The following is a 26033-nucleotide window of genomic DNA, read 5'->3' as shown; positions in this document are numbered from 1 at the left end:
GATTCCGGCGCCCTGCTCCGGCGTGCCCAGGCGCAGCACGACGGCGTCGTCGAGGTCGGCCCGGTCGGCCCGCCTCCCTGCACCGCCCCGGCACCCGCTGTGAAGTGCGTGGATGCGGATAGGCTTGACGCCAAGGAACCCAACCACCCCGAGGAGGCATCGTGGCGAGTGAATCCACGTTCGACGTCGTAAGCAAAGTGGACAAGCAGGAGGTCGCCAACGCGCTGAATCAGGCGCAGAAGGAGATCGCACAGCGGTACGACTTCAAGGGGGTCGGCGCGGAGGTGGACTTCAGCGGCGAGAAGATCCTCATGAAGGCGAACTCGGAGGAGCGCGTCCTCGCGGTGCTCGACGTCCTGCAGTCGAAGATGATCAAGCGCGGCATCTCCCTGAAGTCGCTCGACACCGGTGAGCCCTTCCCCTCGGGCAAGGAGTTCCGCCTCGAGACCTCCATCAAGGAGGGCATTGCCCAGGACATCGCGAAGAAGATCAACAAGCTGATCCGTGACGAGGGCCCCAAGGGCGTCAAGTCGCAGATCCAGGGTGACGAGCTGCGCGTCAGCTCGAAGTCGCGCGACGACCTCCAGGCCACCATGGCCCTGCTCAAGAACTTCGACGAGGCCGACCTCCAGTTCGTGAACATGCGCTGATACACGCGAAACACGCGATCAGCACGGACGACGGCGGCCCCACCTGCGCACGGTGGGGCCGCCGTCGTCCGTGGGTGTCTACCGGCTGAGCGGACGGCCCGCCATGCCCTCGAGGCGGGCGATGCGCTGGTCCATCGGCGGGTGGGTGGCGAACAGCTTGCCCACGCCGCCGCCCTTGAACGGATTCGCGATCATCAGGTGGGAGGTGTTGACGAGGCGCTGGTCCTGCGGCAGCGGGGCCCGCTGGGTCCCGCTCTCGAGCTTCCGCAGGGCGGACGCGAGAGCGAGGGGGTCGTCGGTCAGGATGGCGCCGTCCTCGTCGGCGTCGTACTCCCGGGTGCGGCCGATCGCGGTCTGGATGAGGCCCGCGGCCAGCGGTGCGAGGAAGGCGAGCAGCAGCGCCGCGATGGGGTTGCCGCCCTGGTTCCGGTTGCCGCCCATGATGCCGGCGAAGGCGAACATCTGCGCCACCGAGGTGATGACACCGGCGACGGCGGCCGCGATGGACCCGGTGAGGATGTCCCGGTTGTAGACGTGCATGAGCTCGTGCCCGAGGACGCCGCGCAGTTCACGCTCGTTCAGCAGCCGCAGGATGCCCTGCGTGCAGCACACCGCGGCGTTCTCCGGGTTGCGACCGGTGGCGAACGCGTTGGGGGCCATGGTCGGCGAGACGTAGAGCCTGGGCATGGGCTTGTCGGCCCGCGTGCTGAGCTCCCGGACGATCCGGTACATGGCCGGCGCCTGCTGCTCCGTCACCTCGACGGCGCCCATGCTGCGGATGGCGATCTTGTCGCTGTTCCAGTAGCTGTACGCGACCGAGCCGACACCGAGCAGCGCGAACAGCCAGATGAACATGGAGCTGCCCGTCGCCCCGGCGATGACCGCACCGAAGACGAGGAAGATCCCCATCAGGGCGCCGAACAGCAACGCCGTCTTGGCACCATTGAAATGGTTGTGCACTGCTTTCTCCTTGCGCTGTGGAGGCCGTGGCGATCACCAGTTGAACGCGGGTGCCGGGTGGCCTGTTCCGTTCATCGTACGGGCCGGTACTGCAAGCCGGCAGGGAGCCGGCACAGGGTCAGGGCTGGGGATGGCGCGCGTCGTACTGCGCGAAGCGCGGCTGCCAGCGGGCGACGGCGAGCACCAGGACGGCGCTCGCGATCCCCCCGACGACGGCGGTCCAGCCCTCCCCCAGCCAGGCGGCCTGGCCGCCGGCCACCATGTCACCCAGGCGTGGTCCGCCGGCCACGACGACGATGAACACACCCTGGAGCCGCCCGCGCATCGCGTCCGGCGTCGCGGACTGGAGGATCGTGTTGCGGAAGACGCTGCTGACGGAATCGGCGATGCCGGCGAGCACGAGGCAGGCGGCCGCGGCGAGCACCCAGCCGGAGATCTCGCCCTCGCCCGCCGCGGGCCGGCCGTCCGCGGTGGCCATGACGACGACGAGCCCGAAGCCGGCCACGGAGGCACCCCAGCCGACGATCGACCAGATGACGGCCTGGCCCTGCCGGTGGATGTTTCCGAGCGGGCCGGAGAACAGCCCGGCCAGCACGGAGCCGAAGGCACCGGAGGCGAGCAGGATGCCGACGGTCAGCTCGCCGCCGCCGATGAGCACGGCGCCCACGGCGGGCAGGAGTGCGCGCGGCTGCGCCAGGATCATGGCGATGAGATCGAGGATGAAGGTCATGCGGATGTTCGGCCGCGTGCCGAGGAAACGGAACCCCTCGAGCACGGTCGCGAGGCCTGCCCGCCGCGTGGGACCCTCCGGAGGCAGCGGCGGCAACCGGTACAGGGCCCACAGCGCGAAGGTGAAGGTGACGACGTCGACCGTGTACGTCCAGGCGTAGCCCACCTGTGCCACCAGGAGGCCGGCGAGCAGCGGCCCGACGGTGAAGGCGAGACCGAAGGTGATCATGCTCAGGGCGTTGGCGGCGGGCAGCAGTGCCGGCCGGACCAGGCGCGGGATGATCGAGCTCCGCGTGGGCTGGTTGATGCCGGCGGCACCGGACTGGACCGCGATCAGACCGTAGAGCAGCCAGACGCTGTCCACGCCGATCCACGCCTGGAGCGCGATGGCCGCGGTGGTGGCCCAGAGGGCCAGCCCCGACAGCAGCGCGACCGTGCGGCGGTCCTGCGCGTCGGCGATGGCACCGCCGTAGAGGCCCGCGACCACCAGGGGCACCAGGGCGAAGAGGCTGAGCAGCCCGACACTCAGGGTGGACTGCGTGAGGGAGTAGATCTGCAGACTTACCGCCACGATGGTGAGCTGCGTGCCGATCGCCGAGAGTGCCGTCCCGATGTACAGCCTCCGGAAGGCCGGACTCTCCCTCAGCGGGGTGATGTCGGCGAGGAGTCTGGGCACGGGGAAAGTCTAAGTGATTCGCTCTGGCAACGGTCACCGCGTCGCGGAGGGGCCACTCAGGCGGTGCCGACGCCTCCGGCCGCGATCGCCCGGTCGATCTCCCGCAGGACACGGCTGTCCGCGACGGGCCGGAAATGGCCCATGGTCTCGAGCTGCACGTTACGGGCGCCCTCCACGAAGCTGCCGCCGGGGATGTGCGGATCGAATCTGCTGTAGATCGAGGTGATCCGGGCGTTCAGGGAGAACTCGGCGCGGAGCTTCTGCAGCGTGCGGTTGTACGGCGAGAACGCCCTGATGCTGGGCAGGAAGAAGAAAGCGGCGTAGATGGACCCCGAGAAGGGCGTGTTGATGGCGACGAGGTGGTGGACGCGCGGCGACGCGCCGGACATCGTCAGGAGGAACTTGCCGATCAGGCCGCCCTTGCTGTGCGCCACGATGACGACGTCGCTGAGATCGTGCTCCTCCAGGTGCGCGGCGGCGAGATGCGCCATGTCCTCGACGGTCCCGAGGTTGTAGCCCATCGTCTGCACCACATGGACCGGATGCCCCGCCTGGTGCAGGTGGTGGGCGATCGGCCGCATGAACTGCCAGGTCTCGTAGATGCCGGGAAGGAGCAGGACGGGCGCCTTGCCCGCCGGCGCCCCTGGCGCCGGCGTCCGGTACTTCATGGGATCCGACCGCAGCACGAACCCGTGCGCCTGCCAGAAGCCCACGTAGGCATAGTCCAATGCCCAGGCCCAGCCGCGCGTAAAGAAGTTCATCCCGTCAACGGTACCCACTACACAGGGTGCGTGGGGCACAAGTTAGTGGCACCTTATTATGAACAACTCAGATTTACTGGTTCACTGAAACAATGACCGAGACGACGGAAGCGACCCGCGAGGCCCGGTGGTCCGCTGCCCTGCGCGCGCACCAGCGTCGCGTGACGCGCCAGCGCCTGGCCGTCCTCGCCGCCGTCGAGCAGTCGCCGCACGCCACCGCCGACGACGCCGTCACCGCCGTCCGCGCGGAACTGCCCCACATCACGGTGCAGTCCGTCTACGTGATCCTGGCCGATCTCACCGGCATCGGCCTGCTGCGCCGCATCGAGACACCCCACTCCCCCGCCCGCTACGAGACACGCGTGGACGACAACCACCACCATGCGGTCTGCACCGGCTGCGGGCGGATCGAAGACGTCGACTGCGCCGTCGGGCACGCCCCCTGCCTCACCCCCGAGTGGACGCCCGGTGCCCCCCGGATGACCATCCAGATCGCGGAGGTCCTCTATCAGGGCCTCTGCGACGACTGCCGCCCGGCAGCCCCACACCACCCCGTATCCCACCACCAGGAATAGGAGCACTATGTCCGCGAACTTCAGCACCACGCAGTCCGGCGCCCCCGTCATCGATGACAGCAACTCGTCCGTCCTCGGCCGCGACGGCGCCATCCCCCTGACGGACCACTACCTCATCGAGAAGCTGGCCCAGTTCAACCGTGAGCGCGTTCCCGAGCGCGTCGTCCACGCCAAGGGCGGCGGAGCATTCGGCGTCTTCGAGACCACAGAGGACGTCAGCATGTACACGCGTGCCGCGCTCTTCCAGAAGGGCACGACGACCGAGACGCTCCTGCGCTTCTCCTCCGTGGCCGGGGAGCAAGGCTCCCCCGACACCTGGCGGGACCCCCGCGGCTTCGCCCTGAAGTTCTACACCTCCGAGGGCAACTACGACCTCGTGGGCAACAACACGCCGGTGTTCTTCATCCGCGACGGCATCAAGTTCCCCGACTTCATCCACTCGCAGAAGCGCCTGCCCGGCACCAACCTCCGCGACGCCGACATGCAATGGGACTTCTGGACCCTCAGCCCCGAGTCCGCGCACCAGGTCACGTGGCTGATGGGCGATCGCGGCCTGCCGAACTCGTGGCGCACCATGAACGGCTACGGCTCCCACACCTACATGTGGATCAACGAGCTGGACGAGAAGTTCTGGGTCAAGTACCACTTCAAGTCGAACCAGGGCCACGAGGTGCTGACGGTCGACGAGGCCGAGGCGCTCGCTGGATCCGACGCCGACCACCACCTCCGCGACCTCTCGGAGAACATCGCCAAGGGCAACCACCCGAGCTGGGACCTCAAGGTCCAGATCATGCCGTACGACGACGCGAAGACGTACCGCTTCAACCCGTTCGACCTCACGAAGGTATGGCCGCAGGGCGACTACCCGCTCATCCCGGTCGGCAGGCTCACGCTGAACCGCAACCCGGAGAACTACTTCGCGCAGATCGAGCAGGCCGCGTTCGCGCCGTCGAACTTCGTGCCCGGTATCGCCGCGAGCCCCGACCGCATGCTGCAGGCGCGTATCTTCTCGTACGCCGACGCGCAGCGCTACCGCGTGGGCACCAACCACGCACAGCTGCCCGTGAACATGCCGAAGAACGAGGTGCGCAACTACTCGAAGGACGGCGCGGCGCGCTACCACTTCAACACGGCCTCCACCCCGGTCTACGCACCGAACTCGGTGGGCGGACCCGCCGCCGATCCGGCGCAGTACGGCGCCCACGGCGGCTGGGAGAACGACGGCGACCTCGTGTACGCGGCACACTCGCTGCACGCCGAGGACGACGACTTCGGCCAGGCCGGGACGCTCTACCGTGAGGTGTTCGACGACGCCCAGCGTGCACGCTTTCTGGAGACCATCACCGGTGCCGTGGGCGGCGTGCAGAGCGACGAGATCCGCGCGCGGGCCATCCAGTACTGGGCCAACGTCGACGGCGAGCTCGGCGCGAAGCTCGCCGCGAACCTCGGCAGCGGCGAGACTCCGGCCACCGAGTCCGAAGCAGCGCTCTACTAGAAGCTCCGGCACACCCGAGGAGGGCGGACCCGTACGGGTCCGCCCTCCTTCCGCGTGACCAGGGTTGTCGCGGGGCAGGTTCCCGGCAGCGCAAGTGCGCAGGAGCCCGCCGGGTGCCGGCCATCGGCGCTGTCCCCCGGGAAGGGCCGCCGAGCTGTGGCGGCAGGGCAGCCGTCCCTCCTAGGCTGGGGTCATGCCGCCACTGCCCTGCGCCGAACTGCACCTGCACATCGAGGGGACCCTCGAACCGGAGCTCATCTTCGCGCTCGCGGCGCGGAACGGCATCGCCCTCCCCTACGCCGACCCCGCCGACCTCGCGGCGCGATACGCGTTCACGGATCTGCAGTCCTTCCTGGACCTCTACTACGCGAACATGGATGTGCTGCGCACGGAGCAGGACTTCACGGACATGACCCGGGCGTATCTCCGGCGGGCGGCTGCGGCAGGTGTCCGCCATGCGGAGATCATGATGGATCCGCAGGCGCACCTCGCCCGCGGCGTCTCGCTCGCGACGTGCGTCAACGGCGTCGCGGCGGCCCTGGCGACGAGCGAGGCCGACGTCGGCATCAGCACGTCCCTCATTGCCGCGTTCCTGCGCGACCGTCCCGCGGAGGAGGCGCTCGGGGTGCTGCGCGACCTCCTCGCGATGGACGCCCCGATCATCGGGATCGGTCTGGATTCGGCGGAGCTGGGGTACCCGCCGTCGCTCTTCCGGGAGGTGTACGACGTCGCGCGCGGCGCCGGACTGAAGTGCGTCGCGCACGCCGGTGAGGAGGGGCCGCCCGCCTACGTGTGGGAGGCGCTCGACCTCCTGGCCGTGGACCGCATCGATCACGGGATCCGCTGCCTCGAGGACGACGCGCTCGTGGAGCGGCTCGTCGAGGATCAGGTGCCGCTGACGGTCTGCCCGCTGTCGAACGTCCGGCTGCGGGCAGTCGATGCCATCGGGGATCACCCGCTGCCGGAGATGCTGGCCCGGGGCCTGAACGTGTCCGTCCATTCGGACGATCCGGCCTATTTCGGCGGGTACCTGGACGCCAACGTGGCGGCGCTGGTGGATTCCTGCGGGCTGGGCGTGGACGACCGCGCACGGCTCGCCGCGAACTCGGCCCGGTCGGCGTTCGTCGGCGAGGACCGGCGCCGGGAGCTGCTGGCGGAGATCGAGGCATGGCGGGTTTCCGCCCACTCCCCGTGCGCCGGATAGGCGTCGACGCCGTGCGCAGTGGGAGACTTCTCTGCACAGGGTCTGCACCGGGCCTGCACCGTGGGGGTACCGACCGAGGGAGGCTCCATGGATGACTTCAGGATCATCGACGACGCAGGCATCCTGGAAGTCCTGTGGCGGCCGGGTATCGGGATCGGATCCGCGGAACTCGACGTCCTCGCGAACACGATCACGCATTTCCCGCGCTGGCACGCCTCGCCGGTGCTCGTGCACCTCAACCTCGTCCGGCACATCACGACGCCGGCGCGCCGGATGCTCGTCGCCTACCGTCATGCGGGGCCGATCGGGCTCACGGGCAGCGATCCCGTGGACCGGGTCCTCGCGGCGTTCATCGCCCAGTCGCGCAGCCGGACCCGCTACTTCACGGAGACCGGGGAAGCCCGCGCCTGGCTGTCCTCGGTCGGTGCCGCGGCCCGGCGGCACGTCCCGACCGGCTAGGGCCGGGAGATGAAGCCGTTGTCCACCATGAAGTCGAAGGCGACGTCAGCGGGTTCCTCACCCTCGACGTCGACGCGCAGGTTCAGGACGCGCAGTGCCTCGTCCGTGAGGGTCGGCGTGATGGCGTCGAACACCTCCTGCAGCTCCGGGAACTCCTCGAGGGTCTCCCCGTAGTACACGGGTGCCGCGTTGTAGGCCGGGAAGAACCCGAGATCGTCCTCGAGGAGGGTCAGGTCCAGGGCCTCGATGCGGCCGTCCGTCGCGAAGACCTCCCCGAAGTTGCAGGCTCCGGTATCGGTCGCCCCGTAGATGGCTCCTGTGTCGTAGATCCCGATGTTGTCGTCGGGGACGCCGGTCGCCGCTCCGCGCTCGAGGCCGTAGTGCTCGAGCATGGGCGTCATCCCGTCCGCGCGGGAGTTGAACTCCGCCTCCACGCAGAACGTCCGCTGTTCGGGTGGCAGCTCGGTGAGCCCCGACATCGTGGTGATCCCGCCCAGCTCGGCGACCGCCTCGGTCCGCACGGCCATGGCGTAGGTGTTGTTCAGCGGCGCCGGCCCACCCCACACGAGCCCGTTGGCGAGGTCGGCGTCGCGCACCGCCGTCCATTGCTCCTGCTGGTCGGGAATGCCGGACTCCTTGCCCAGGAAGGCGAGCCAGGCCGTGCCGGTGTACTCCCAGGTGACGTCGGCCTCGCCCGCGAGGATGAGGTCGCGGGGTGGCTGCGATCCGGGTGCATTGGTGAGGTCGGTGACCTCGAAGCCCGCAGCCTGGGCCGCGAGGACGGAGATCTTCCCGAGGATCAACTGCTCGGTGAAGTTCTTGGACGTCACGGTGAGCGGAGCGCCGTCGACCCCCTCGATGGGCTGGATGGAGCCCGGGCCCGCATCCGGGACGTAGGACGTGGCGGGCTGCAGCCCGCAGCCGGTCAGCAGGAGGCCGACAGCGGCGGCACCGGCAAGCGCGACGGCGGCGCCCGGCCGATGCCTGCGGGGGCCTGGGCTGCGGCTCATGCGAGTCCTTTCGGGCGGGCGAGGAGTTCGACGACGCGGCCCACCCAGTCGACGAGCAGCGCCAGGAGGGCGACGCTCACCGCACCGGCGACGAGGACGCGCGTCAGGCTGAGATTCACCCCGGTGGTGATGAGGACGCCGAGACCGCCACCGTTGATGAACGTGGACAGCGCGGCCGTGCCGACGAGCAGCACCAGCGCCGTGCGGATGCCCGCGAGCATGATGGGCACTGCGAGGGGGAGCTCCACGCGGAAGAGAACCGCGGCGGCGCTCATGCCCATGCCCCGGCCGGCCTCGACCAGCCGGTCGTCCACCTGGCCGATCCCGACCATGGTGTTCCTCAGGACCGGCAGCAGCGCGTAGACGACGAGCGCCGTCACGGCCGCTCGGAACCCGAAGCCGAGCCACGCCGCGAGCAGCACGACGAGCCCGATGGCTGGCGCGGACTGGCCGACGTTCACGACCGCGAGCACGGGCCCGGCCAGCCGCCGGAACGGTTTCCGGGTCAGCAGGATGCCGAGCGGGATGGCGAGCAGGAGCACGATCGCGGCGGACAGCAGCGTCAGCGCCAGATGTTCCCGGGTGTAGGCCAGGAGGGAGGACGGATTGAGGGTGGTCTGCTCGGTCGCGGTGAGCTGCGCCGTCACGAGCCAGGCCGCCAGCACACCGCCGGCCAGGAGGATGCCTGCGAACTGGAGGAGCAGCGGGCGCCAGTCACGGCCCGTGCTGACGGTCAGGGGATCGGCTCCGTCGCGCGGCAGGACGGGGGCGCCTGCACCCGTCGTCGGACCGTGGGCCGCTGCGTCGGGGCGAGCGCTGATGGGCTCACTCACCGTCGGCACCCCTGACGGCCGGACGTACAGGTTCGGGCTCGTCGCCGGATGCCGGGAGGGTGGTGAGCGTGCCGGTGTTGATGCCGACCGGCCTGCCCTCGGCATGGGACGTGCGCGCCCGCGCGTGCGCCTGGGTCATCGCCTCCATCACGGTCTCGACATCGACGACGCCGCGGAAGCTGTCGCGTCCACCGGTGACGAGCGCCGCACCGACACTCGAGACGAGCATGATGTCGAGGGCGTCGTTCAGGGTGGCGCGCTCCCCGATGACAGGAAGACGCGGATCGCTGTCGCCGCCGATCCGCTCGATCCGGGCGAGCTGCCGGCGCGACAGCCACTGCAGCGGCCGGTTCCTGCCGTCGAGGATGACCGCGTGGTCGTCCCCCTCCTGGTCCAGGCGTGAGAGCACATCGGAGGCGAGATCGCCCGGCGACGCGGTGACGGCGGAGTGCAGGGCGACCTCGTTCACACGCGTCAGGGTCAGCTGCTTCAGACCCGCACCGGCGCCGATGAAGTTCTCCACGAACTCGTTGGCGGGTTCCGCGAGGATCCGCGCCGGGGTGTCGTACTGCACCAGCTGCGCGCCCTCGGTGAAGATGGCGATCCAGTCCCCCAGCTTCACCGCTTCGTCGAAGTCGTGGGTGACGCAGACGATGGTCTTCTGCAGCTCCTTCTGGATGCTGATGAGCTCGTCCTGCAGGCGTACCCGGGTGATCGGGTCCACGGCGCCGAAGGGCTCGTCCATGAGCAGCACGGGCGGATCTGCCGCGAGCGCCCGGGCCACGCCCACGCGCTGCTGCTGCCCGCCCGAGAGCTCCCGGGGGAACCTGTCGCGGTACTGCTCCGGGTCGAGGGACACGAGTTCCAGGAGCTCGTCGACGCGGGCGGCAACACGCTCCTTGTTCCAGCCGAGCATCTTCGGGACGATCGCGATGTTCGTCGCGACGGTCATGTGGGGGAACAGGCCGCCGGCCTGGATGACGTAACCGATGCGGCGGCGCAGGGCGTCCCCGTCGATCGCCGTGACGTCGTCGCCGTCGAGCACGATCCGCCCCTCGGAGGGCTCGATCAGGCGGTTGATCATCTTCAGGGTGGTGGTCTTGCCGCAGCCCGACGGGCCGACGAGCATGACGATCTTGCCGGCCGGGATCTCCATGGTGAGTCCGTCGACGGCGGCGGTGGCCTGGCCCGGGTACCGCTTGCTGACGTTGTCCAGGAGGATGCTCGCGCCCGTGATTCCGGCGGTCGGGCCCGGGGACGTGGCGGTGGCGGGAATGTTGTCAGACACGGATACCTCGCGGGATTGTGAGTCGGCCGAGGCCGATGAGTAGGAGATCGAGCACCATGGCCAGGATGACCACGGCGATGATCCCGGTAGCGACGGATTCGAGGGCGTTGGCGCCGCCTAGCCGGGCGAGGCCCGTGAAGATGAACCCGCCGAGGCCGGGCCCGAGAACGTACGCGGCGATCGCGGCGATGCCCATGACCATCTGCGCCGAGACGCGCACGCCCGCGAGGATGACGGGCCATGCCATGGGCAGCTCGATCCGCCGGAAGGTCTGGAAGCGGCTCAGCCCGACACCACGGGCGGATTCGACGATCCCACGGTCCACGCTGGTCAGGCCGACGACGGCGTTACGGAGGATGGGCAGGACGGCGAAGAACACCACCACGATGACGGCCGGGGCGACGCCGAAGCCGAACGGGGCGATCAGCAGGCCAATGAGGGCGAAGGACGGGATGGTCAGGCCGATCGCCGAGACGCTGTTCGCGGCGGCGGTGAGTGCGGGGCTGCGGTAGACGAGGGCCGCGACGACGATGGCCAGGAAGGTCGCAATCACGAGGCACTGGACCACGAGAGAGAAATGCTGCCAACTGGCGAACAGGATCTGCTCGAACCGGCTGCCCACGTACTCGACCACGTCCGCCTCCTCGTTGCGGCGAGGCCGCGTCTTTGCCCAGCGCACAGCGCACCCGAGGGGCGAAACCATAAGCCAACTTGTTGCTCAACCGTATCGGAGATCGACGGCGCGCAGGGAACTGATTTGCGCGCGGTGGAGCGTGCACCACGGCTGTGCCCTTGTTCACATCGGCGGCCGCCGGTGCCTCGGCCCGCGCCGGCCGGTGATAGCTTGCCGCCATGGACACCACGACAGCCCCCGCCCCGGACGCCACCGACGCCATCGTCCGGCACTCGGTGCCGGAGGACATCCTGGGCATGGTCACCGGCACCTTCACGGTGTCCCTCGGCCTGTTCCTGCTCACCACGAGCGGCGCCGTCACCGGTGGCACCGCCGGCCTGGCCATGCTCCTGAGCTACGCCGGCGAGCTGTCCTTCAGCGCCCTGTTCCTCGCGGTGAACGTCCCGTTCTTCGCCCTCGCCGTGTGGAAGAAGGGCTGGAGTTTCACAGTGCGCACCGTGCTGGCCGTGGCACTCGTGGCGGGGCTGGCCGCCGTACACCCGATGGCGCTCGGCGGACTGACCGTCCAGCCCCTCTACGCCGTACTCGGCGGGAACCTGCTCGCCGGCGTCGGACTCCTGATCCTCTTCCGCCACCGGGCAAGTCTGGGCGGATTCAACATCCTCGCCCTCATCCTGCAGGAACGGCTCGGCTGGCGTGCCGGCTATGTCCAGATGGCGCTCGACACGACCGTCATCCTCGCGGCACTGACGGTCGTCGACCCCGCGGGCGTCCTGCTCTCCGCCGTCGGCGCCGTGGTACTGAACCTCGTGGTGGCGCTCAACCACCGGCCCGGGCGCTACCTCGGCGCCTGAGCGTCCCGGGCGGGGACGGCCCCTTCAACCGGGTTCCTGCGAACCCGGCATCAGGCCGGGACCGGGACGGCCCCTTCAACCGGGTCTCTGCGAACCCGGCATCAGGCCGGGGCCGGGACGGCCTCCTTCTCCTTCTCGTCGCGCACGAGCCGGGCCCCCTCCACGTCGACGTCCGGCAGGATCCTCCCGAGCCATGCCGGGAGCCACCAGGCGTGCCGGCCCAGCAGGTACATGGCGGCCGGGACGAGAGTCATGCGGACCACGAAGGCGTCGAGCAGCACCCCGAAGGCGAGACCGAAGCCGATCGGGCGCACCATGGCCAGGTGGGAGAACACGAACCCCGCGAACACGGCGACCATGATGATCGCGGCGGCCGTGACCACGCGGGCGCCGTGGCTGAAGCCGATGCGAACCGCGGCTTTCGGGTCGTCCCCGTGGACGTACGCCTCCCGCATGCCGGACACCAGGAACATCTGGTAGTCCATGGCGAGGCCGAAGAGCACCCCGATCAGGATGATGGGCAGGAAGCTCAGGATCGGCCCGGGGTTCGTGACCCCGAAGACATCGCCGAGCCACCCCCACTGATAGATGGCCACGGTCGCGCCGAAACTGGCGAGCAGGGAGAGCAGGAACCCGGCGGTCGCGATGATGGGCACCAGGATGGAGCGGAACACCAGCAGGAGCAGGAGCAGGGACAGCCCGACCACGATGGCGAGGTAGACCGGCAGCGCTTCCATGAGCTTGGCGGAGACGTCGATGTTCGCGGCGGTCTGTCCTGTGACGGCGATCGGGACGCCCGTCTGGTCCTCGAACTCACCGGTCGCTGCGCGGAGATCGCGGACCAGGTTCTCGGTGGCCTCGCTGGCCGGGCCCTCCTCGGGGATGACCTGGAAGATCGCGGTGCGGCCGTTCTCGCTGACCGTCGCGGGCACGGACGCGGCGACGCCCGACACCTCCCGCAGGCGGTCGTTGACGTCGAGCCGGAGCGCGGTGAGCTCCGCGTCGTCAGCGGTGTCGGGGAAGGAACCGACGACGATCAGCGGGCCGTTGGTGCCTGCCCCGAACTTGTCGCCGATGGTGCTGTACGCCTGGAACGCCGTGGAATCGGCCGGTTCGGTACCGCCGTCGGGCAGGCCGACGCGCAGCTGCGCGGCGGGGATGGCGATGACTCCGAGCAGGACCACACCGGCGAGGACCGTGAGGACGGGCTTCCGGGTCACGAAGCCTCCCCAGCCCGCACCCCTGGCCGCGCGCTGGTCGGCCAGGGCGGTGCTGTCCCCGGAGTCCGGGGGCATGGCGGCGGAGTGCTTGTGACCGGCGGCCTTGGCCCACCGGCGCTTCGAGATGACACGACGCCCCATCAGCGCGAGGAGCGCCGGGGTGAGGGTGAGCGCCACGAGGACGGATACCGCCACGGTGCCCGCTGCGGAGAGACCCATGACGGTCAGGAACGGCAGTCCCGGTACGGCGAGCGCGGCGAGGGCCACGATCACCGTGATGCCTGCGAAGAGCACCGCGTTGCCGGCGGTGCCGGTGGCACGGGCGATCGACTCCTGCAGGTCCATACCGTGGAGAAGCTGCGTCCGGTGCCGGTTCACGATGAACAGGCAGTAGTCGATGCCGACGGCGAGGCCGAGCATCAGGGCGAGGACCGGGGAGATGCTGTTCATCTCGACGATCCCGGACAGGGCGAAGGTGATCCCCACGCCCACTCCAACCCCGACGATCGCCATGAGCAGCGGCAGCCCGGCGGCGACGAGGGTGCCGAGCATCAGGACGAGGACGATCGCGGCGACGGCCAAGCCGACGATCTCCGCCGCCCCGATGATCCCTGAGACGTCCTCGACGATCTCCTTGCTGTATTCGACCGTCACTCCCGCCGCTTCCGCCTCTGCGGCGGTCTCCTGCACCATCTCGCGCAATTCCGGCGAGACCGCGTTGATCTGCTGGTCGAACTGCACACTCGCCACGCCGGTGGAGCCGTCCTCGGACACCAGCCTCACCCCGGAGGTGGCCTCGAGCTGGCGCTCGGCGAGGTCGAGTTCGAGGCGCCCGGCTTCGAGCTGCTCCCGCCCGGACTCCAGTTCGGTGCGGCTGGCATCCAATGCCGCCTGGCCCTGCTCGAGTTGCCGGGCGGTAGCCGCCGCCTGGGCGGCCGGGAGCTGTGCCCGGGCCTGGTCGAACTGCGCGCGCTGCTCATCGAGCTGCTGCTGGCCCTGCGCGAGCTGGTCCTCGCCGGCGCTCAGCTGCTGCTCGCTGGCGTCGAGCTCGGTGCGCCCGGCCTCGAGCTCCTCGCCGCCGGACGCCACCTGGGCGGCGACGTCGAAGGGGTCGACGACGCTCCGTACGCCGTCGAGCGCCGTGATGTCCGCGAGCGCCGCCTGGATGCCCTCGCGCTGCGCGGGCGTGAACGCGGTGCCGTCGTCGGACGTGAACACCACGGTGCCGGTGCCGCCGACCGCCTCCGGCAACTCCTCCCGCAGCCGGTCGGAGATCCGCTGCGACTCGGTGCCGGGGATCGTGAAGTTGTTGGTGAGCGTCCCGGAGAAGGCGACGGCGGCAGCACCGACCGCGAGCATGATGGCGAGCCATGCGGAGACGACCCACCACCGCCTCCGGAACGCGAAGGAGCCGAGCCGGTAGAGGAGGAAAGCCATCGAGGAGTCCTAGCAGGAAAGGAGCGGGAAGGGGGTGTGCAGGGAGAGTACGGGGATCAGGCCCGGGGGGCGGGACCGATGGGGTGGCGGGAGAACCCGTCGCGGAGCATGGTCAGCGCGGCGAGGATGCGCTCTTCGAGCTCCTGTCCGGGGTCGCCGGCGGAGGCGGGGGCCATGGCGGCCCAGTCGCGCATCGCCGCCTTGGTGCAGGACAGCACGCTCCCCACGAGGGCCGTGAGGTAGAGCTCGGAGGCGTCCGGCCCGAGGCGGAGGCGCAGCCCCTCGACGATCCGGGCCTCGGCGCGCTCCCACGCGTGCAGCTGCGCCCGCAGGAGGTCCGGGTTGGTGCCCGCCATGCGGAACAGCGCCCCGTGCAGCGAGAGGCCCTCCATCCGCGTCGTCTCGGTGAACGCGCGGATGATGGAGTCGAAGAGGGGCTCGTCCTGCGGCATCCGTCCGAAGACCTCCAACGCCAGGTCGAGGAATCCGTCCGTCCGGACGGTCAGGGCGTCCTCCGCACTGGGAAAATAGTTGAAGAACGTTCGGCGGGACACTCCGGCGCGCTCGGCGATCTGGTCGACGGTGAACGACCCCGGGCCCACGGACAGCGCCAGGTCGAAGGCCGCGTCCGCGATCGCCCGTCGCGTATCGATCTTGTTCTGCTCGCGGCGGCCCAGGGGCACGGAGTCGTCAGTGGTGTACAGCACCATCCCAGACTAGGCGAAACCTTGCACGGCGTGCAAGAAAACGCAGTGGACGCAAGGTTCACCAGCGGATGTACTATCAGGACATGGGTTCCCACCATCACGCAGCAGCGGGCGCCGACCGGCGCGGCCCGCTGGCGGGCGCGCTCGCCATCACGCTCGGTGTCTTCGTCCTCCAGATCGTCGGTGCACTGTGGACCGGAAGCCTCGCCCTCCTCTTCGACTCCGTGCATGTCCTGACGGACGCCGCCGGGCTGGCGATGGCACTCGGCGCCGCCACACTCTCGGTCCGGCCGACGTCGGCGCGACGCTCGTGGGGTTTCCGCCGTGCGGAGGTCATCGCCGCGTTGCTGCAGGCCGCTTTCCTCCTCGCCGTCGGGGCCTATGTCCTGGTCGAGGGGGTACGTCGCCTCATCACGCCGACGGATGTCGCGGCCCCGGAGATGATCGTCTTCGGGGTGCTCGGCCTCGTGGGGAACCTCGCCGCACTCGGACTGCTGGCACGGCACCGGACCGCCAGTTTCAACCTGAGGGCGGCGTTCCTCGAGGTGCTCAACGACGCCCTGGGCTCGGTGGCAGTCATCCTGGCCGCCGTGATCATCACGCTGACGGGGTGGATGCGGGCGGACGCCGTCGTTGCCATGCTCATCGGCGCGCTGATCATCCCGCGGACCCTCAAGCTGCTGCGGGAGACGATCGACGTGCTCCTCGAATCCACCCCCGCGGGCATCGACCTCGAGGAGGTCCGCACCCATATCGGGCGCCTGGCCCATGTCCGTGACGTCCACGACCTCCACATCACCCAGATCGCCACCGGGCTGCCGGTCCTCACCGCGCACATCGTCGTCGACGACGACTGCTACCGGAACGGCTCCGCGCACGCCGTGCTCGACCAGCTGCAGGAGTGCGTCGGCGAGCACTTCGACGTCAGCATCGACCACTGCACCTTCCAGATCGAGCCGCTCGGCCACATCCGCCACGAGACGGAGCTGACCCACTGATGCTGCAGACCCTGACCTCGACCTCGGTCCTCGAACGCGTGGGCACGGCCCTGTCCGACCCGACGCGCGTGCGGATCCTGGTGGCGCTGCGGGACGCCCCGGCCTACCCCACCGAACTGGCCGGGCTGCTCGGCGTCAGCCGCCAGAGCCTGTCCAACCACCTCTCGTGCCTGCGGGGCTGCGGCCTGGTGGTGTCCGTCCCCGAAGGGCGGCGCTCGCGCTACGAACTCGTGGACCCGAAGCTCGGGCACGCCCTCACGGATCTCCTCGGCATCGTCCTGGCCGTGGATCTCGCCCACCGCCGTCATCCCTTACAGGCGGAGCACACGGAGAAGGGCCCGGCGCATCGTCTGCGCCGGGCCCTTCTCCCGCCCTAGCCCATCAACCGGGAGCGGATGAGGAACCTCTTGCCCTCAGGGGCCTCCACGGAGAAGCCACTCCCCCGACCCTGGACGACGTCGACCGTCAGATGCGTGTGTCGCCAGTACTCGAACTGCTCGCGCGACATCCAGAACTCGATGAGCCGCGGCCCGGCGTCCGTGGGCGCTCCGTCCGAGAGGTCCAGGACGCCGAGCAGCACGTCCGCCTCCGCCGTGATGAACTCGCCCGCCGGGTAGCACATCGGCGACGACCCGTCACAGCACCCCCCGGACTGGTGGAACATCAGCGGCCCGTGGATGAGCCACAGCTTGTCCAGCAGTTCGACGGCAACGTCGGTGAGCGCCACCCGGGACGTGGTCTCACCCGGAATGGTCACCGAGGCGTCGACGGTCACGGCCGCTCCTAGAAGAACCCGAGCTTGGACTCGGAGTAACTGACCAGCAGGTTCTTGGTCTGCTGGTAGTGGTCGAGCATCATGGCGTGGTTCTCGCGGCCGATGCCGGATGACTTGTAGCCGCCGAACGCCGCTCCCGCCGGGTAGGCGTGGTAGTTGTTCACCCACACGCGTCCCGCCTGGATGTCGCGTCCTGCGCGGTACGCCACGTTCCCGTTCCGCGACCAGACACCCGCACCCAGCCCGTAGAGGGTGTCGTTGGCGATGTCCAGAGCGTCCGCGTAGTCATCGAACCGTGTCACCGAGACCACGGGGCCGAAGATCTCCTCCTGGAACACCCGCATGCTGTTGGTGCCCTCGAACACGGTGGGCTTCACGTAGTAGCCCTCGGCGAGGTCGCCGCCGAGGATGTTCCGCTCGCCGCCGATGAGGACCTTCGCGCCCTCCTGCCGACCGATGTCCATGTAGGACAGGATCTTCTCGAGCTGGTCGTTGGAGGCCTGCGCCCCCACCTGCGTCTCGGTGTCCAGCGGGTTGCCCTGCACCATCTTCTCCACGCGGGCGATCGCGTCCGCCATGAAGGAGTCGTAGATGGAGCCCTGCACGAGTGCGCGGGAGGGGCAGGTGCAGACCTCGCCCTGGTTCAGGGCGAAGAGTGCGAAACCCTCGAGAGCCTTGTCGTAGAAAGCGTCGTGGCTGTCCGCGACGTCCGAGAAGAAGATGTTCGGGCTCTTGCCACCGAGCTCCAGAGTGACCGGGATCAGGTTCTGGCTCGCGTACTGGCTGATCAGGCGACCCGTGGTCGTCTCGCCGGTGAAGGCGATCTTGCGGATGCGCTTGCTCGACGCGAGCGGCTTGCCGGCCTCCACGCCGAAGCCGTTCACGACGTTGATGACGCCCGCCGGCAGGATGTCGCTGATCAGTTCCATCAGTACGAGGATCGACGACGGCGTCTGCTCCGCGGGCTTGAGTACGACGGCGTTGCCGGCAGCGATCGCGGGAGCGAGCTTCCACGTCGCCATGAGGATCGGGAAGTTCCAGGGGATGATCTGCCCGACGACGCCGAGCGGCTCACGGAAGTGGTAGGCCGTCATGTCCTCGTCGAGCTGGGAGAGCTGGCCCTCCTGGGCGCGGATGGCGGCGGCGAAGTACCGGAAGTGGTCGATCGCGAGGGGGATGTCTGCGGCGAGGGTCTCCCGAACGGGCTTGCCGTTGTCCCAGGTGTCCGCCACCGCGAGCATCTCGAGGTTCTCCTCCATGCGGTCCGCGATGCGGTTCAGCACCTGGGCACGCTCGGCGGCGGAGGTCTTGCCCCAGGACGGCGCGGCCTTGTGGGCCGCGTCCAGTGCCAGTTCGATGTCCTCGGCGGTGCCCCGCGCCACCTCGCAGAAGGCCTTGCCCGTCACCGGGGAGATGTTCTCGAAATACTGGCCCTTGATGGGTGAAACCCACTCACCACCGATCCAGTTCTCGTACCTCGGCTTGAAACTGACCTTCGATCCGTCCTGGCCAGGCTGGGCGTAAACAGTCATCGTCGAACTCCTTGAACTCCGTTGTGTAGGACGTCGTCGTCCCTGAGACACATTAGGAGCGCGAACGTTGCGACAACGTTGCATTCATCCGACGGCGCCTTGGTTTCGTCGTGGCGCGGGGTCGGAGCGTCAGCCCTGCCCGGATGCGGTCGCGGCAGCGTCCTCGGCCGGCCGAGCGGCTGCGGGATCGGCGGTATGTGGCGTCGGAGCAGGAGCCGGCTCCGCCGGCGCATCCGGGTCCTCGCACGACGGGGCTTCAGCATCCTCGGCGCCGGGCGCCGGCTCCGTACCGTCCTCGGCACCTGGCTCCGCACCCGTACCGGCCTCCGGGGTTGTCGCCGCTGGTGCGGTCACTGGCCCCGTGGGCGGCTCCGCTGCGCCGGGCTTCTCCGACTGCGTCGTGGCGTCGGCACCCGCGGCGGCGTCTGCTGTCTCCGGGTCCTCCGGCGTCGAGGACTCCGCGTCACACGGTGCTTCCGGGGTCGCTGGGTCGGGCGTCGGCGCGGGTTCGGGCTTCGGGGCAGGAGCAGGTGCCGGTTCGGGTTTGGGCGCGGGAGCCGGCGTCGTCGCATCAGGCTTCGGAGCCGGCGTCGTCGAGTCCGGCTTCGGAGTCGGCTTCGGCGTCGTCGCATCAGGCTTCGGGACCAGCGTCGCATCAGGCTTCGGCGGCGTCGTCGAGCCCGGCTTCGGAACCGTCGGTGTGTCAGGCTTCGGCGGCGTCGTCGAACCCGGCTTCGGGACATTCGGCAGGTCGGACTTGGGCGGCGTCGTCGAGCCCGGCTTCGGGACATTCGGCAGGTCGGACTTGGGCGGCGTCGTCGAGCCCGGCTTCGGAACCGTCGGCAGGTCGGACTTGGGCGGCGTCGTCGAGCCCGGCTTCGGAACCGTCGGCAGGTCGGACTTCGGCGGCGTCGTCGAGCCCGGCTTCGGAACCGTCGGCAGGTCGGACTTCGGCGGCGTCGTCGAGCCCGGCTTCGGAACCGTCGGCAGGTCGGACTTGGGCGGCGTCGTCGAACCCGGCTTGACCGCTCCGACGGAGGGAGGCACCGCACCCTTCGGGGTGGACTTCTCCGGGACGACCTGCCCGCGAGGTACCCCAGCCTTCTCGACATGCTTCTCCGCGCGCTTCTCCGCGGGCATGGACGTGGTACCCGACGATGCTGCGGGCAGGTCGGGACGAGGCACCGGCATCTGACGTCCGGGTGCCGTGGCACCGGACGGTCCAGCCGCATTGCCGGCATCGGCGACGACGTTCGCGTTCCCGTTGCCGTTGCCGTTGCCGTTCCACGGAAGCCCATCGAACGGGAGGTCGCCGTGTATGCCCTGATCGGTCCGGGTGGTGGATTGGGCCCATCCCGGGATGTCCCCTGCGCCGGTGCCCTCGGGGCTGTAGTCCGTGAAGACTCCGGTGCGCTTCCCATGCTGCGCGGGCGCCATCTTCCACCGGGTGGGGTCCACGTGCTCGCCATCGAGGATGGTCTCGAAGTGAAGATGGCACCCGGTCGAGGAACCCGTCGTCCCGAGTTCAGCGATCGAGTCCCCGCCGTTGACCGTGTCGCCCTTCTGGACGGAGACGCCCTGCAGGTGGTTGTAGCTGGTGATCAGGCCGTTGCCGTGGTCGATCTCGACGCGATTACCCCCACCCCAGGCATGCCAGCCCACAGCCCGCACCGTGCCGGCGTCGGCCGCGTAGACGAGTGTTCCGCAGGGAGCGGCGTAGTCCTGGCCCGTATGGAACTCGCCGGGTTCCCCGGAAATGGGGCTGGTCCGGTAGCCGAAGGAGGAGCTCGGCACGAGTGCATCGAGCGGCGCGAAGAGGGTGCCCGCCACGGGTCGTCGAACGGTGGACGTCGTCGAGACCGCGGGGCCGGCAGGCTTGCCTGCGCCGGTGGTGGGAACGGCAAGTGGCGACCGGCCGGGAGTCAGTGCGCGCAGGGGATCGAGGGCCTCGATGGGCGTCAGCAGCGACGGTCCGACGATGCCGGTCGGCGGGAGTGCGTGGTCCCCGGTCCGGGCCACGCTCGACGCCGACAGCGAACCGGCGGAGATCGCGGAGGCGGCCTCCCATGACTGCGGGACGAAGCCCTGGAAACCGACGAAACAGACCACGATCGCGACACTGGCATGCCTGGTGGTGCGCGATGTTCGAACGCTCCGGGCCGGCCCGGCCGGATGCCTTGCGGACTGCGTCATGAGTATCCCCCCTTGCCCGCCCGCTGCATCAACGCGGTGGCCGGGACATGTTGTACGGCGGAATCATCAGCCACCAGCCATAACGTTAACCCCTGCCCGGCCCGCACGACGACGGATTATTGCAATTGGCTAACAAACTTTAGGAGAACTTGAGGGCACCGGTGAGGGTGTGGCCAGCTCGGCGTCGAGCCATTCGGCATGCGCCACCACCGCGGCCCGCCGTGGGGAGCGCGGCGGCAGCACGCGCAGGGCAAGCTCCCACGCCTCGGCGTCGTACTCCGCCTCCGCGAGCGCGAGGTACTGCAGCACGGTCTCGGGTGCACCGTCGTTGAGGACCGCGTCCCTCAGGAGGACCGATACCTCGTTGCGCAGCCTGACGATCGCGGGGGCCTGCGAGCGTGGGAGGACAGGTCCGCGGTAGATTCCGAGGGCCATGCGGTGGGCTCCGCGGTGCAGGTAACTGAGGACCTGTACCGCGTCCACGACCAGCGGTCCCGGCAGCCGGTAGGGGCGGGACTGCGGCACCGTCGCATCCCCGTACTGCGCGAGGACCTTCCGCAGCCGCAGGATTTCCGCACGAACCGTCGTACCGGACGCCTCTTCGGGGTAGGCCATGGTGGCCAGCTGGTCCGCGGTGAGCCCGTCGGGGTGCAGGGCCAGGATGGTCAGCAACTCGGCATGGCGGAGGCTCAACTCGAGCGAGGCACCGCCGGTGTGGACCACCCCGTGGTCCATGCCCAGGATCTGCAGGCTGTTCCGGTAGAGGGTCACCTTGGTGCGCCCCGGCCGACGACGCTTCGTGCGCGGCAGCCTTCCCTGCAGCCGATGGATGCTCAGTTGTGCCTCCGCCGCCGCCACAGCGGCCTCGACGAGCGCCAGGGTGTGGGGGGCAACGGCATCGTGGGTCCCCGTGATGTCGACGACGCCGAGCACCGTCCTGGAGTCGGGGTCGCGTACCGGTACTGCGGTGCAGCTCCAGGGGTGGGCCTTGCGATTGAAATGCTCCGCCCCGGCGATCTGCACGCTCCGGTCGAGCGCGAGCGCCGTACCGGGAGCACTCGTGCCGACGGTTGATTCCGACCAGTCCGCACCGGCGACGAAGAGCATGCCTTCCGCCCGGCGCCGCAGCTCGCGGTCGCCGTCCACCCACAGGAGTCGCCCGTTCTCGTCACCGACGGCCACGAGCATCCCCGCCTGCAGGCTCGGCTGGACGAGCAGGCGGTCGATCACCGGCATGACCGCCGCCAGGGGGTGCGCCTGGCGATAGCTTTCGAGCTCCTCCTCGGAGCAGAACAGCCGGGCTTCGGCGGCGGCGGGATCACGGAGGAATCCGAGCGACCTGCGCCAGGACTCGCGGACGACGCCGCGGAGGTCACCGTCGACCCCTGACCCCCGCCCGAGGGCCTCGTGCGCTGCGAAGGCTCTTCGCTGCAGCGCGTCGGACGAGAGCTCGGCTTCGGCTAGTGAACGGGACGGCGACATCGGCACTCCGCTTCGTGACCAGTCCCATCAATGACGTGGGACAGACCACAGTGTAGCCGTACTACTCACCGCGGGAAATGGCCACCATGTCCTCGCGCGGAACGAGCTTCACGCGCTCCCTGACGAGCTCGGCATTGCCCGACGTGTTGACGAAGTTGGCCCCCAGCTTCATCTCGTGGGCGTCCAGCTTCAGCCACCCCTCCCAGGTCGTGTATTCGACTCCGCGCTCCTCGAGGAGGTCGATGATGGCGTCCTCCGACCCGTCCTCCGCCGGCGGGAGGTTCAGCCGGTCCTCGAGCAGGTAGCCGATGGTCTCGAGGGCGTCTCCCTTGGTGTGACCGATGAGACCCACGGGTCCGCGCTTGATCCAGCCGGTGGCGTAGATGCCGGGCACCGGCATGCCGTCCTCGTCGATGACGCGCCCACCCTCGTTGGGGATGACGCCGCGCTTCTCGTCGAACCCGACCTCGGGCAACTCCGACCCGAAGTAACCGATGGCCCGGTAGACGGCCTGGACCGGGTAGTCGACGATCTCGCCGGTCCCGCGGACGCTGCCGTCCCCGGTCAGTTCCGTGCGCTCGAACCGGATGCCCGCAACCCTGCCGGGGGTGTCCGGCGAATCGTGGACCTCGACCGGCGAGTGGAGGAAGTGCAGGTGGAGGCGGCGCGAGGCGCCCGTCGGCTCGTCCTCGACGAGCCAGTTCGTGAGCGTCTTCACCATGGTCTTCGTCTGGTTGTTCGACGCGATCTGCGCCTCGGAGCCGGCGTCGAAGTCGAAGTCCTCCGGGTAGAGGACGATGTCGACGTCGCGCGAGTGCGAGAGCTCCCGCAGTTCCAGGGGCGTGAATTTCACCTGTGCCGGTCCGCGGCGGCCGAAGACGTGGACGTCGGTCACGGGCGAGGCCTTGAGTCCCTGGTAGACGTTGTCCGGGATCTCGGTGGAGAGGAGGTCGTCGGCGTGCTTGGACAGGATGCGGGCGACGTCGAGTGCCACGTTCCCGTTGCCGATCACGGCGACCTCGCGGGCGTCGAGCGGCCAGTCCCGGCTCACGTCGGGGTGACCGTCGTACCAGGACACGAAGTCGGCTCCACCGAAGGAACCCTCGAGCCCGATGCCCGGGATGTCCAGGTCCGCGTCCCGGATGGCGCCGGTCGCGAAGATGACGGCGTCGTAGAAACGGCGGAAATCGGAGAGCGTGAGGTCGCGCCCGTAGTTAACGTTCCCGAGGAAGCGGATGTCACCGCGGTCCAGCACCTTGTGCAGCGCGTTGACGATGCCCTTGATGCGGGGGTGGTCCGGAGCGACCCCGTAGCGGATGAGTCCGTAGGGTGCCGGGTACTGGTCGAAGAGATCGATACTGACGGCGAAGTCGCCCCCCTGGACCTCGTTCGACTTCGTCAGGATGTCGGCGGCGTAGACGCCGGCCGGACCGGCGCCGATGATCGCGACCCGCAGCGGTCGTGCCGCAGCTGAGGTAGACACTGATTAGCCTTCTTCCCGGTGGAATGCTCCCGATGGTTACCGCGGTGCACAATAAGCGCACAGTTCCCTATTCTAAATGCCCCACGGCGGCACCGACGAAAACAGTGGTACGCATCTCCCCCTGGATTCGTCACCGGCGGAGCGCGGGATCGGGAAACCGGGGGAATAAAGGTCTTCCGGGTCCGGTTCACGACCTCGTGACTGCAACACGCGGGAAGACACCGAAGCCGGCACGGAGCGAGAACTCCACGGGCATCCTCTTCGGCATCGGCGCGTACGGCCTCTGGGGCCTGCTCCCGCTGTACTTCCTCGTCCTGGCGCCCGCCGGCCCCGTCGAGATCGTGGCGAACCGCGTGCTCTGGTCCCTGATCTTCTGTGCCCTGCTCCTCACGGTGCTGCGCTCGTGGCGGCCCGTCCTGACGGCCCTGCGCACGCCGCGGATCGTCGGGACCCTGACCGTGGCCGCACTGCTGATCGCGGTGAACTGGCTGGTCTACACCTACGGGGTCACGACGGGTCAGGCGATCGAGGCCGCCCTCGGCTACTTCATCAACCCCATCGTCTCCGTCCTGCTGGGCGTGGTGGTCCTTCGTGAGACTCTCCGTCCGCTGCAGTGGACGGCCATCGGCATGGGCATCCTCGCCGTGATCGTGCTCGCGGTCGGGTACGGCGCGGTGCCGTGGATCGCCCTGACCCTCGCCTTCTCCTTCGGCCTCTACGGATTCACGAAGAAGAAGGTGGGCTCACGCGTGGACGCGATCTCCAGCCTCAGCATCGAGACGGTGGTCCTGGCGCCGATCGCCCTCGCCGTCATGCTGTGGCTCGGGTCGACGGGCAACGCGACCCTGACCACCGAGGGCGCGGGGCACTTCTGGATCATGGCAGCCTCGGGCGTCATCACAGCGGTCCCCCTCATCTTCTTCGGCGCTGCAGCGCGCCGTCTGCCGCTGACCACCATCGGGCTGCTCCAGTACCTCGCCCCGGTGCTCCAGTTCCTCCTCGCGCTCCTCGTCCTCGGGGAAGAGATGCCGTTCGAACGATGGATCGGCTTCAGCCTCGTATGGGTGGGGCTCATCCTCCTGACGGTGGACATGCTCCGCACCGTGCGCCGCCAGCCGAAGCCCGCGCCGTCGGCGGAACCCGCGGCAACCGCCGCCTGAGCCCCGACCCGGACGGGCAGGGATCAGAGCGGGGGGCGCACCCAGTCCCGGGGGACCACGACCATGGGCACCGGCAGTGCGCGCAGCATCTGGTTCGCGGTGGTGCCGAGGAAGATCTGGCGGCGCTGGGCGAGACGGCTCGACCCGACGATCACGAGCTCTCCGGGATCCCACTCGATCTCGTCGATGGCCTGCTCGATCGTCCGGCCGTGGGCCACGGCGACCGACGCCTCATGGTCCGTCGGCAACTGCTCGACTGCGCGTGCCAGCACCGAATGGGCATGCTGGTGCGCCTTGTTGATGGCTTCGCCCGAATCGGACGCCTCGTGGACGTCGAGGGCCACGAGGGAGATCAGCCGCAGGGGGAGACCACGCCGCGCAGCGGACTCGACGGCGACGTCGAGCACGCCGTCCGCCCCGGCGCGGGTGCCGACCGCACTCGTCATCCGGGTGAAGGCGGACCGGTGCCGGTATCCGCGGGGGGCGAGCGCCACCGGGACACTGGAGCTGTGGAGCACGGCGTTCGCGACGCTGCCGACGGTGAAGCGCCGCAACAGGCCGTTGCTCGACGCGCCGACCACGATCAGTCCGGCGTCGACGTCGGACGCCACCTCGAGGAGCCCCTGCGCGAACGAGTCCGCGAGCCGCACGTGCGTGGTGACCTCGACGCCGTCGGGCACGCCCGCCGCAGCGCGGTCGAGCGCGTCCTGTACGCGCTGGCGGCCGGCTGCGACGCTGCCGTCCTGCGGCCAGTCCAGGACGGTGACCAGGTCGATGGCCGCCGCCTGCGTGAGGGCCAGTGAGGTGGCCAGCTCGAGGGCGTCCTGCCCGCGGTCATTCCCGGTATAGCCAACGACGTAGCGCACTGCGGTTCCTCATGATTCGTTCGGTGCGAAGGCGGCGCGGCCTTCGGAAGCG

General features: G+C 69.4%; 24 protein-coding genes. 9 read left to right on the top strand and 15 right to left on the bottom strand.

Annotation, left to right across the window (positions count from 1 at the left end; translation table 11 throughout):
• Positions 1–161: 161 nt before the first annotated feature.
• Entirely contained in the window at positions 162–650 is a 489-nt protein-coding gene (locus tag ACX80F_RS11150) for a YajQ family cyclic di-GMP-binding protein (RefSeq protein WP_104051037.1), read from the top strand.
• A gap of 78 nt (positions 651–728) precedes the next feature.
• Here ACX80F_RS11150 and htpX read toward each other — a convergent pair whose 3' ends face one another.
• The 3 genes from htpX to ACX80F_RS11135 form a co-directional block, all read right to left on the bottom strand.
• Positions 729–1610 carry a zinc metalloprotease HtpX gene (gene htpX / locus ACX80F_RS11145; RefSeq protein ID WP_459336455.1) on the bottom strand — a complete coding sequence of 294 codons (882 nt, stop codon included), beginning with the start codon at positions 1608–1610 and terminating at the stop codon, positions 729–731.
• A gap of 118 nt (positions 1611–1728) precedes the next feature.
• Positions 1729–3015 (bottom strand): MFS transporter, encoded by a 1287-nt coding sequence (locus ACX80F_RS11140; protein ID WP_459336454.1) that lies wholly within the window; start codon positions 3013–3015, stop codon positions 1729–1731.
• A gap of 56 nt (positions 3016–3071) precedes the next feature.
• Positions 3072–3776 carry an esterase/lipase family protein gene (locus ACX80F_RS11135; protein WP_459336453.1) on the bottom strand — a complete coding sequence of 235 codons (705 nt, stop codon included), beginning with the start codon at positions 3774–3776 and terminating at the stop codon, positions 3072–3074.
• Between the two features lie 92 nt (positions 3777–3868).
• Here ACX80F_RS11135 and ACX80F_RS11130 point away from each other — a divergent pair, with 92 nt between their 5' ends.
• From ACX80F_RS11130 to ACX80F_RS11115, 4 genes are all read left to right on the top strand, one after another.
• Complete coding sequence (locus ACX80F_RS11130; RefSeq protein ID WP_459336452.1) at positions 3869–4351, top strand: Fur family transcriptional regulator; 483 nt, start codon at positions 3869–3871, stop codon at positions 4349–4351.
• Positions 4352–4358: 7 nt separating this feature from the next.
• On the top strand, positions 4359–5846 hold the full coding sequence (locus tag ACX80F_RS11125; RefSeq protein ID WP_459336451.1) for a catalase: 1488 nt from the start codon (positions 4359–4361) through the stop codon (positions 5844–5846).
• A 193-nt stretch (positions 5847–6039) separates the two neighbouring features.
• Entirely contained in the window at positions 6040–7050 is a 1011-nt protein-coding gene (locus ACX80F_RS11120; protein WP_459336450.1) for an adenosine deaminase, read from the top strand.
• An 87-nt stretch (positions 7051–7137) separates the two neighbouring features.
• Entirely contained in the window at positions 7138–7509 is a 372-nt protein-coding gene (locus ACX80F_RS11115) for a hypothetical protein (protein ID WP_459336449.1), read from the top strand.
• Here the strand turns inward: ACX80F_RS11115 and ACX80F_RS11110 are convergent.
• The 4 genes from ACX80F_RS11110 to ACX80F_RS11095 form a co-directional block, all read right to left on the bottom strand.
• Complete coding sequence (locus ACX80F_RS11110; protein ID WP_459336448.1) at positions 7506–8519, bottom strand: glycine betaine ABC transporter substrate-binding protein; 1014 nt, start codon at positions 8517–8519, stop codon at positions 7506–7508. The two genes, ACX80F_RS11115 and ACX80F_RS11110, sit on opposite strands and share 4 nt — an antisense overlap.
• A complete protein-coding gene (locus tag ACX80F_RS11105) occupies positions 8516–9280 on the bottom strand; it encodes an ABC transporter permease (protein WP_459336488.1) in 765 nt (254 codons plus the stop codon). The genes ACX80F_RS11110 and ACX80F_RS11105 overlap by 4 nt, the downstream gene beginning before the upstream one ends.
• 64 nt (positions 9281–9344) lie before the next feature.
• Positions 9345–10640, bottom strand: a complete 1296-nt coding sequence (locus ACX80F_RS11100; RefSeq protein WP_459336447.1) for an ATP-binding cassette domain-containing protein — start codon at positions 10638–10640, stop codon at positions 9345–9347.
• Positions 10633–11274: an ABC transporter permease gene (locus ACX80F_RS11095; RefSeq protein ID WP_459336446.1), complete on the bottom strand. Its 642-nt coding sequence runs from the start codon at positions 11272–11274 to the stop codon at positions 10633–10635. Before ACX80F_RS11095 ends, ACX80F_RS11100 begins: the two co-directional genes overlap by 8 nt.
• 218 nt (positions 11275–11492) lie before the next feature.
• Here ACX80F_RS11095 and ACX80F_RS11090 point away from each other — a divergent pair, with 218 nt between their 5' ends.
• Complete coding sequence (locus ACX80F_RS11090) at positions 11493–12128, top strand: YitT family protein (RefSeq protein ID WP_459336445.1); 636 nt, start codon at positions 11493–11495, stop codon at positions 12126–12128.
• A 101-nt stretch (positions 12129–12229) separates the two neighbouring features.
• On the opposite strand, the gene ACX80F_RS11085 is transcribed toward ACX80F_RS11090, so the two are convergent.
• Positions 12230–14785, bottom strand: a complete 2556-nt coding sequence (locus ACX80F_RS11085; RefSeq protein WP_459336444.1) for an MMPL family transporter — start codon at positions 14783–14785, stop codon at positions 12230–12232.
• 56 nt (positions 14786–14841) lie between these two features.
• Positions 14842–15492, bottom strand: coding sequence for a TetR family transcriptional regulator (locus ACX80F_RS11080; RefSeq protein ID WP_459336443.1), 651 nt, complete (start codon positions 15490–15492; stop codon positions 14842–14844).
• Positions 15493–15575: 83 nt separating this feature from the next.
• Here ACX80F_RS11080 and ACX80F_RS11075 point away from each other — a divergent pair, with 83 nt between their 5' ends.
• Positions 15576–16490 carry a cation diffusion facilitator family transporter gene (locus ACX80F_RS11075; RefSeq protein WP_459336442.1) on the top strand — a complete coding sequence of 305 codons (915 nt, stop codon included), beginning with the start codon at positions 15576–15578 and terminating at the stop codon, positions 16488–16490.
• A 2-nt stretch (positions 16491–16492) separates the two neighbouring features.
• Positions 16493–16867 (top strand): ArsR/SmtB family transcription factor, encoded by a 375-nt coding sequence (locus ACX80F_RS11070; protein ID WP_459336487.1) that lies wholly within the window; start codon positions 16493–16495, stop codon positions 16865–16867.
• Here ACX80F_RS11070 and ACX80F_RS11065 read toward each other — a convergent pair.
• The 5 genes from ACX80F_RS11065 to ACX80F_RS11045 all read right to left on the bottom strand — a co-directional run bounded on the left by ACX80F_RS11065 (position 16864) and on the right by ACX80F_RS11045 (position 23955).
• Positions 16864–17265 (bottom strand): DUF779 domain-containing protein, encoded by a 402-nt coding sequence (locus tag ACX80F_RS11065; RefSeq protein ID WP_459336441.1) that lies wholly within the window; start codon positions 17263–17265, stop codon positions 16864–16866. The two genes, ACX80F_RS11070 and ACX80F_RS11065, sit on opposite strands and share 4 nt — an antisense overlap.
• 8 nt (positions 17266–17273) lie before the next feature.
• Complete coding sequence (exaC, locus tag ACX80F_RS11060; RefSeq protein WP_459336440.1) at positions 17274–18797, bottom strand: acetaldehyde dehydrogenase ExaC; 1524 nt, start codon at positions 18795–18797, stop codon at positions 17274–17276.
• Between the two features lie 129 nt (positions 18798–18926).
• Positions 18927–20990: a M23 family metallopeptidase gene (locus tag ACX80F_RS11055; RefSeq protein WP_459336439.1), complete on the bottom strand. Its 2064-nt coding sequence runs from the start codon at positions 20988–20990 to the stop codon at positions 18927–18929.
• 129 nt (positions 20991–21119) lie between these two features.
• Positions 21120–22472: a GAF domain-containing protein gene (locus tag ACX80F_RS11050; protein WP_459336438.1), complete on the bottom strand. Its 1353-nt coding sequence runs from the start codon at positions 22470–22472 to the stop codon at positions 21120–21122.
• A 61-nt stretch (positions 22473–22533) separates the two neighbouring features.
• The gene (locus ACX80F_RS11045) at positions 22534–23955 is read right to left on the bottom strand and encodes an FAD-dependent oxidoreductase (protein WP_459336437.1); all 1422 of its coding nucleotides are present in this window, start codon (positions 23953–23955) and stop codon (positions 22534–22536) included.
• Positions 23956–24152: 197 nt separating this feature from the next.
• On the opposite strand from ACX80F_RS11045, the gene rarD reads away from it, so the two are divergent.
• Positions 24153–25115, top strand: coding sequence for an EamA family transporter RarD (rarD, locus tag ACX80F_RS11040; protein WP_459336436.1), 963 nt, complete (start codon positions 24153–24155; stop codon positions 25113–25115).
• Positions 25116–25138: 23 nt separating this feature from the next.
• On the opposite strand, the gene ACX80F_RS11035 is transcribed toward rarD, so the two are convergent.
• Complete coding sequence (locus ACX80F_RS11035) at positions 25139–25981, bottom strand: universal stress protein (protein ID WP_459336435.1); 843 nt, start codon at positions 25979–25981, stop codon at positions 25139–25141.
• Positions 25982–26033 lie beyond the last annotated feature (52 nt).

The organism is Arthrobacter sp. TMS2-4 (assembly GCF_054511075.1).
The sequence above is the reverse complement of the archived record's forward strand: the minus strand, read 5'-3'. Positions and strand labels throughout refer to the sequence as shown.

Coding starts and splice junctions, on each gene's coding strand:
- ACX80F_RS11135 (WP_459336453.1), bottom strand. CDS start 3,776: ATGAACTTCTTTACGCGCGGCTGGGCCTGGGCATTGGACTATGCCTAC.
- ACX80F_RS11130 (WP_459336452.1), top strand. CDS start 3,869: ATGACCGAGACGACGGAAGCGACCCGCGAGGCCCGGTGGTCCGCTGCC.
- ACX80F_RS11125 (WP_459336451.1), top strand. CDS start 4,359: ATGTCCGCGAACTTCAGCACCACGCAGTCCGGCGCCCCCGTCATCGAT.
- ACX80F_RS11120 (WP_459336450.1), top strand. CDS start 6,040: ATGCCGCCACTGCCCTGCGCCGAACTGCACCTGCACATCGAGGGGACC.
- ACX80F_RS11115 (WP_459336449.1), top strand. CDS start 7,138: ATGGATGACTTCAGGATCATCGACGACGCAGGCATCCTGGAAGTCCTG.
- ACX80F_RS11110 (WP_459336448.1), bottom strand. CDS start 8,519: ATGAGCCGCAGCCCAGGCCCCCGCAGGCATCGGCCGGGCGCCGCCGTC.
- ACX80F_RS11090 (WP_459336445.1), top strand. CDS start 11,493: ATGGACACCACGACAGCCCCCGCCCCGGACGCCACCGACGCCATCGTC.
- ACX80F_RS11085 (WP_459336444.1), bottom strand. CDS start 14,785: ATGGCTTTCCTCCTCTACCGGCTCGGCTCCTTCGCGTTCCGGAGGCGG.
- ACX80F_RS11075 (WP_459336442.1), top strand. CDS start 15,576: ATGGGTTCCCACCATCACGCAGCAGCGGGCGCCGACCGGCGCGGCCCG.
- exaC (WP_459336440.1), bottom strand. CDS start 18,797: ATGACTGTTTACGCCCAGCCTGGCCAGGACGGATCGAAGGTCAGTTTC.
- ACX80F_RS11055 (WP_459336439.1), bottom strand. CDS start 20,990: ATGACGCAGTCCGCAAGGCATCCGGCCGGGCCGGCCCGGAGCGTTCGA.
- ACX80F_RS11050 (WP_459336438.1), bottom strand. CDS start 22,472: ATGTCGCCGTCCCGTTCACTAGCCGAAGCCGAGCTCTCGTCCGACGCG.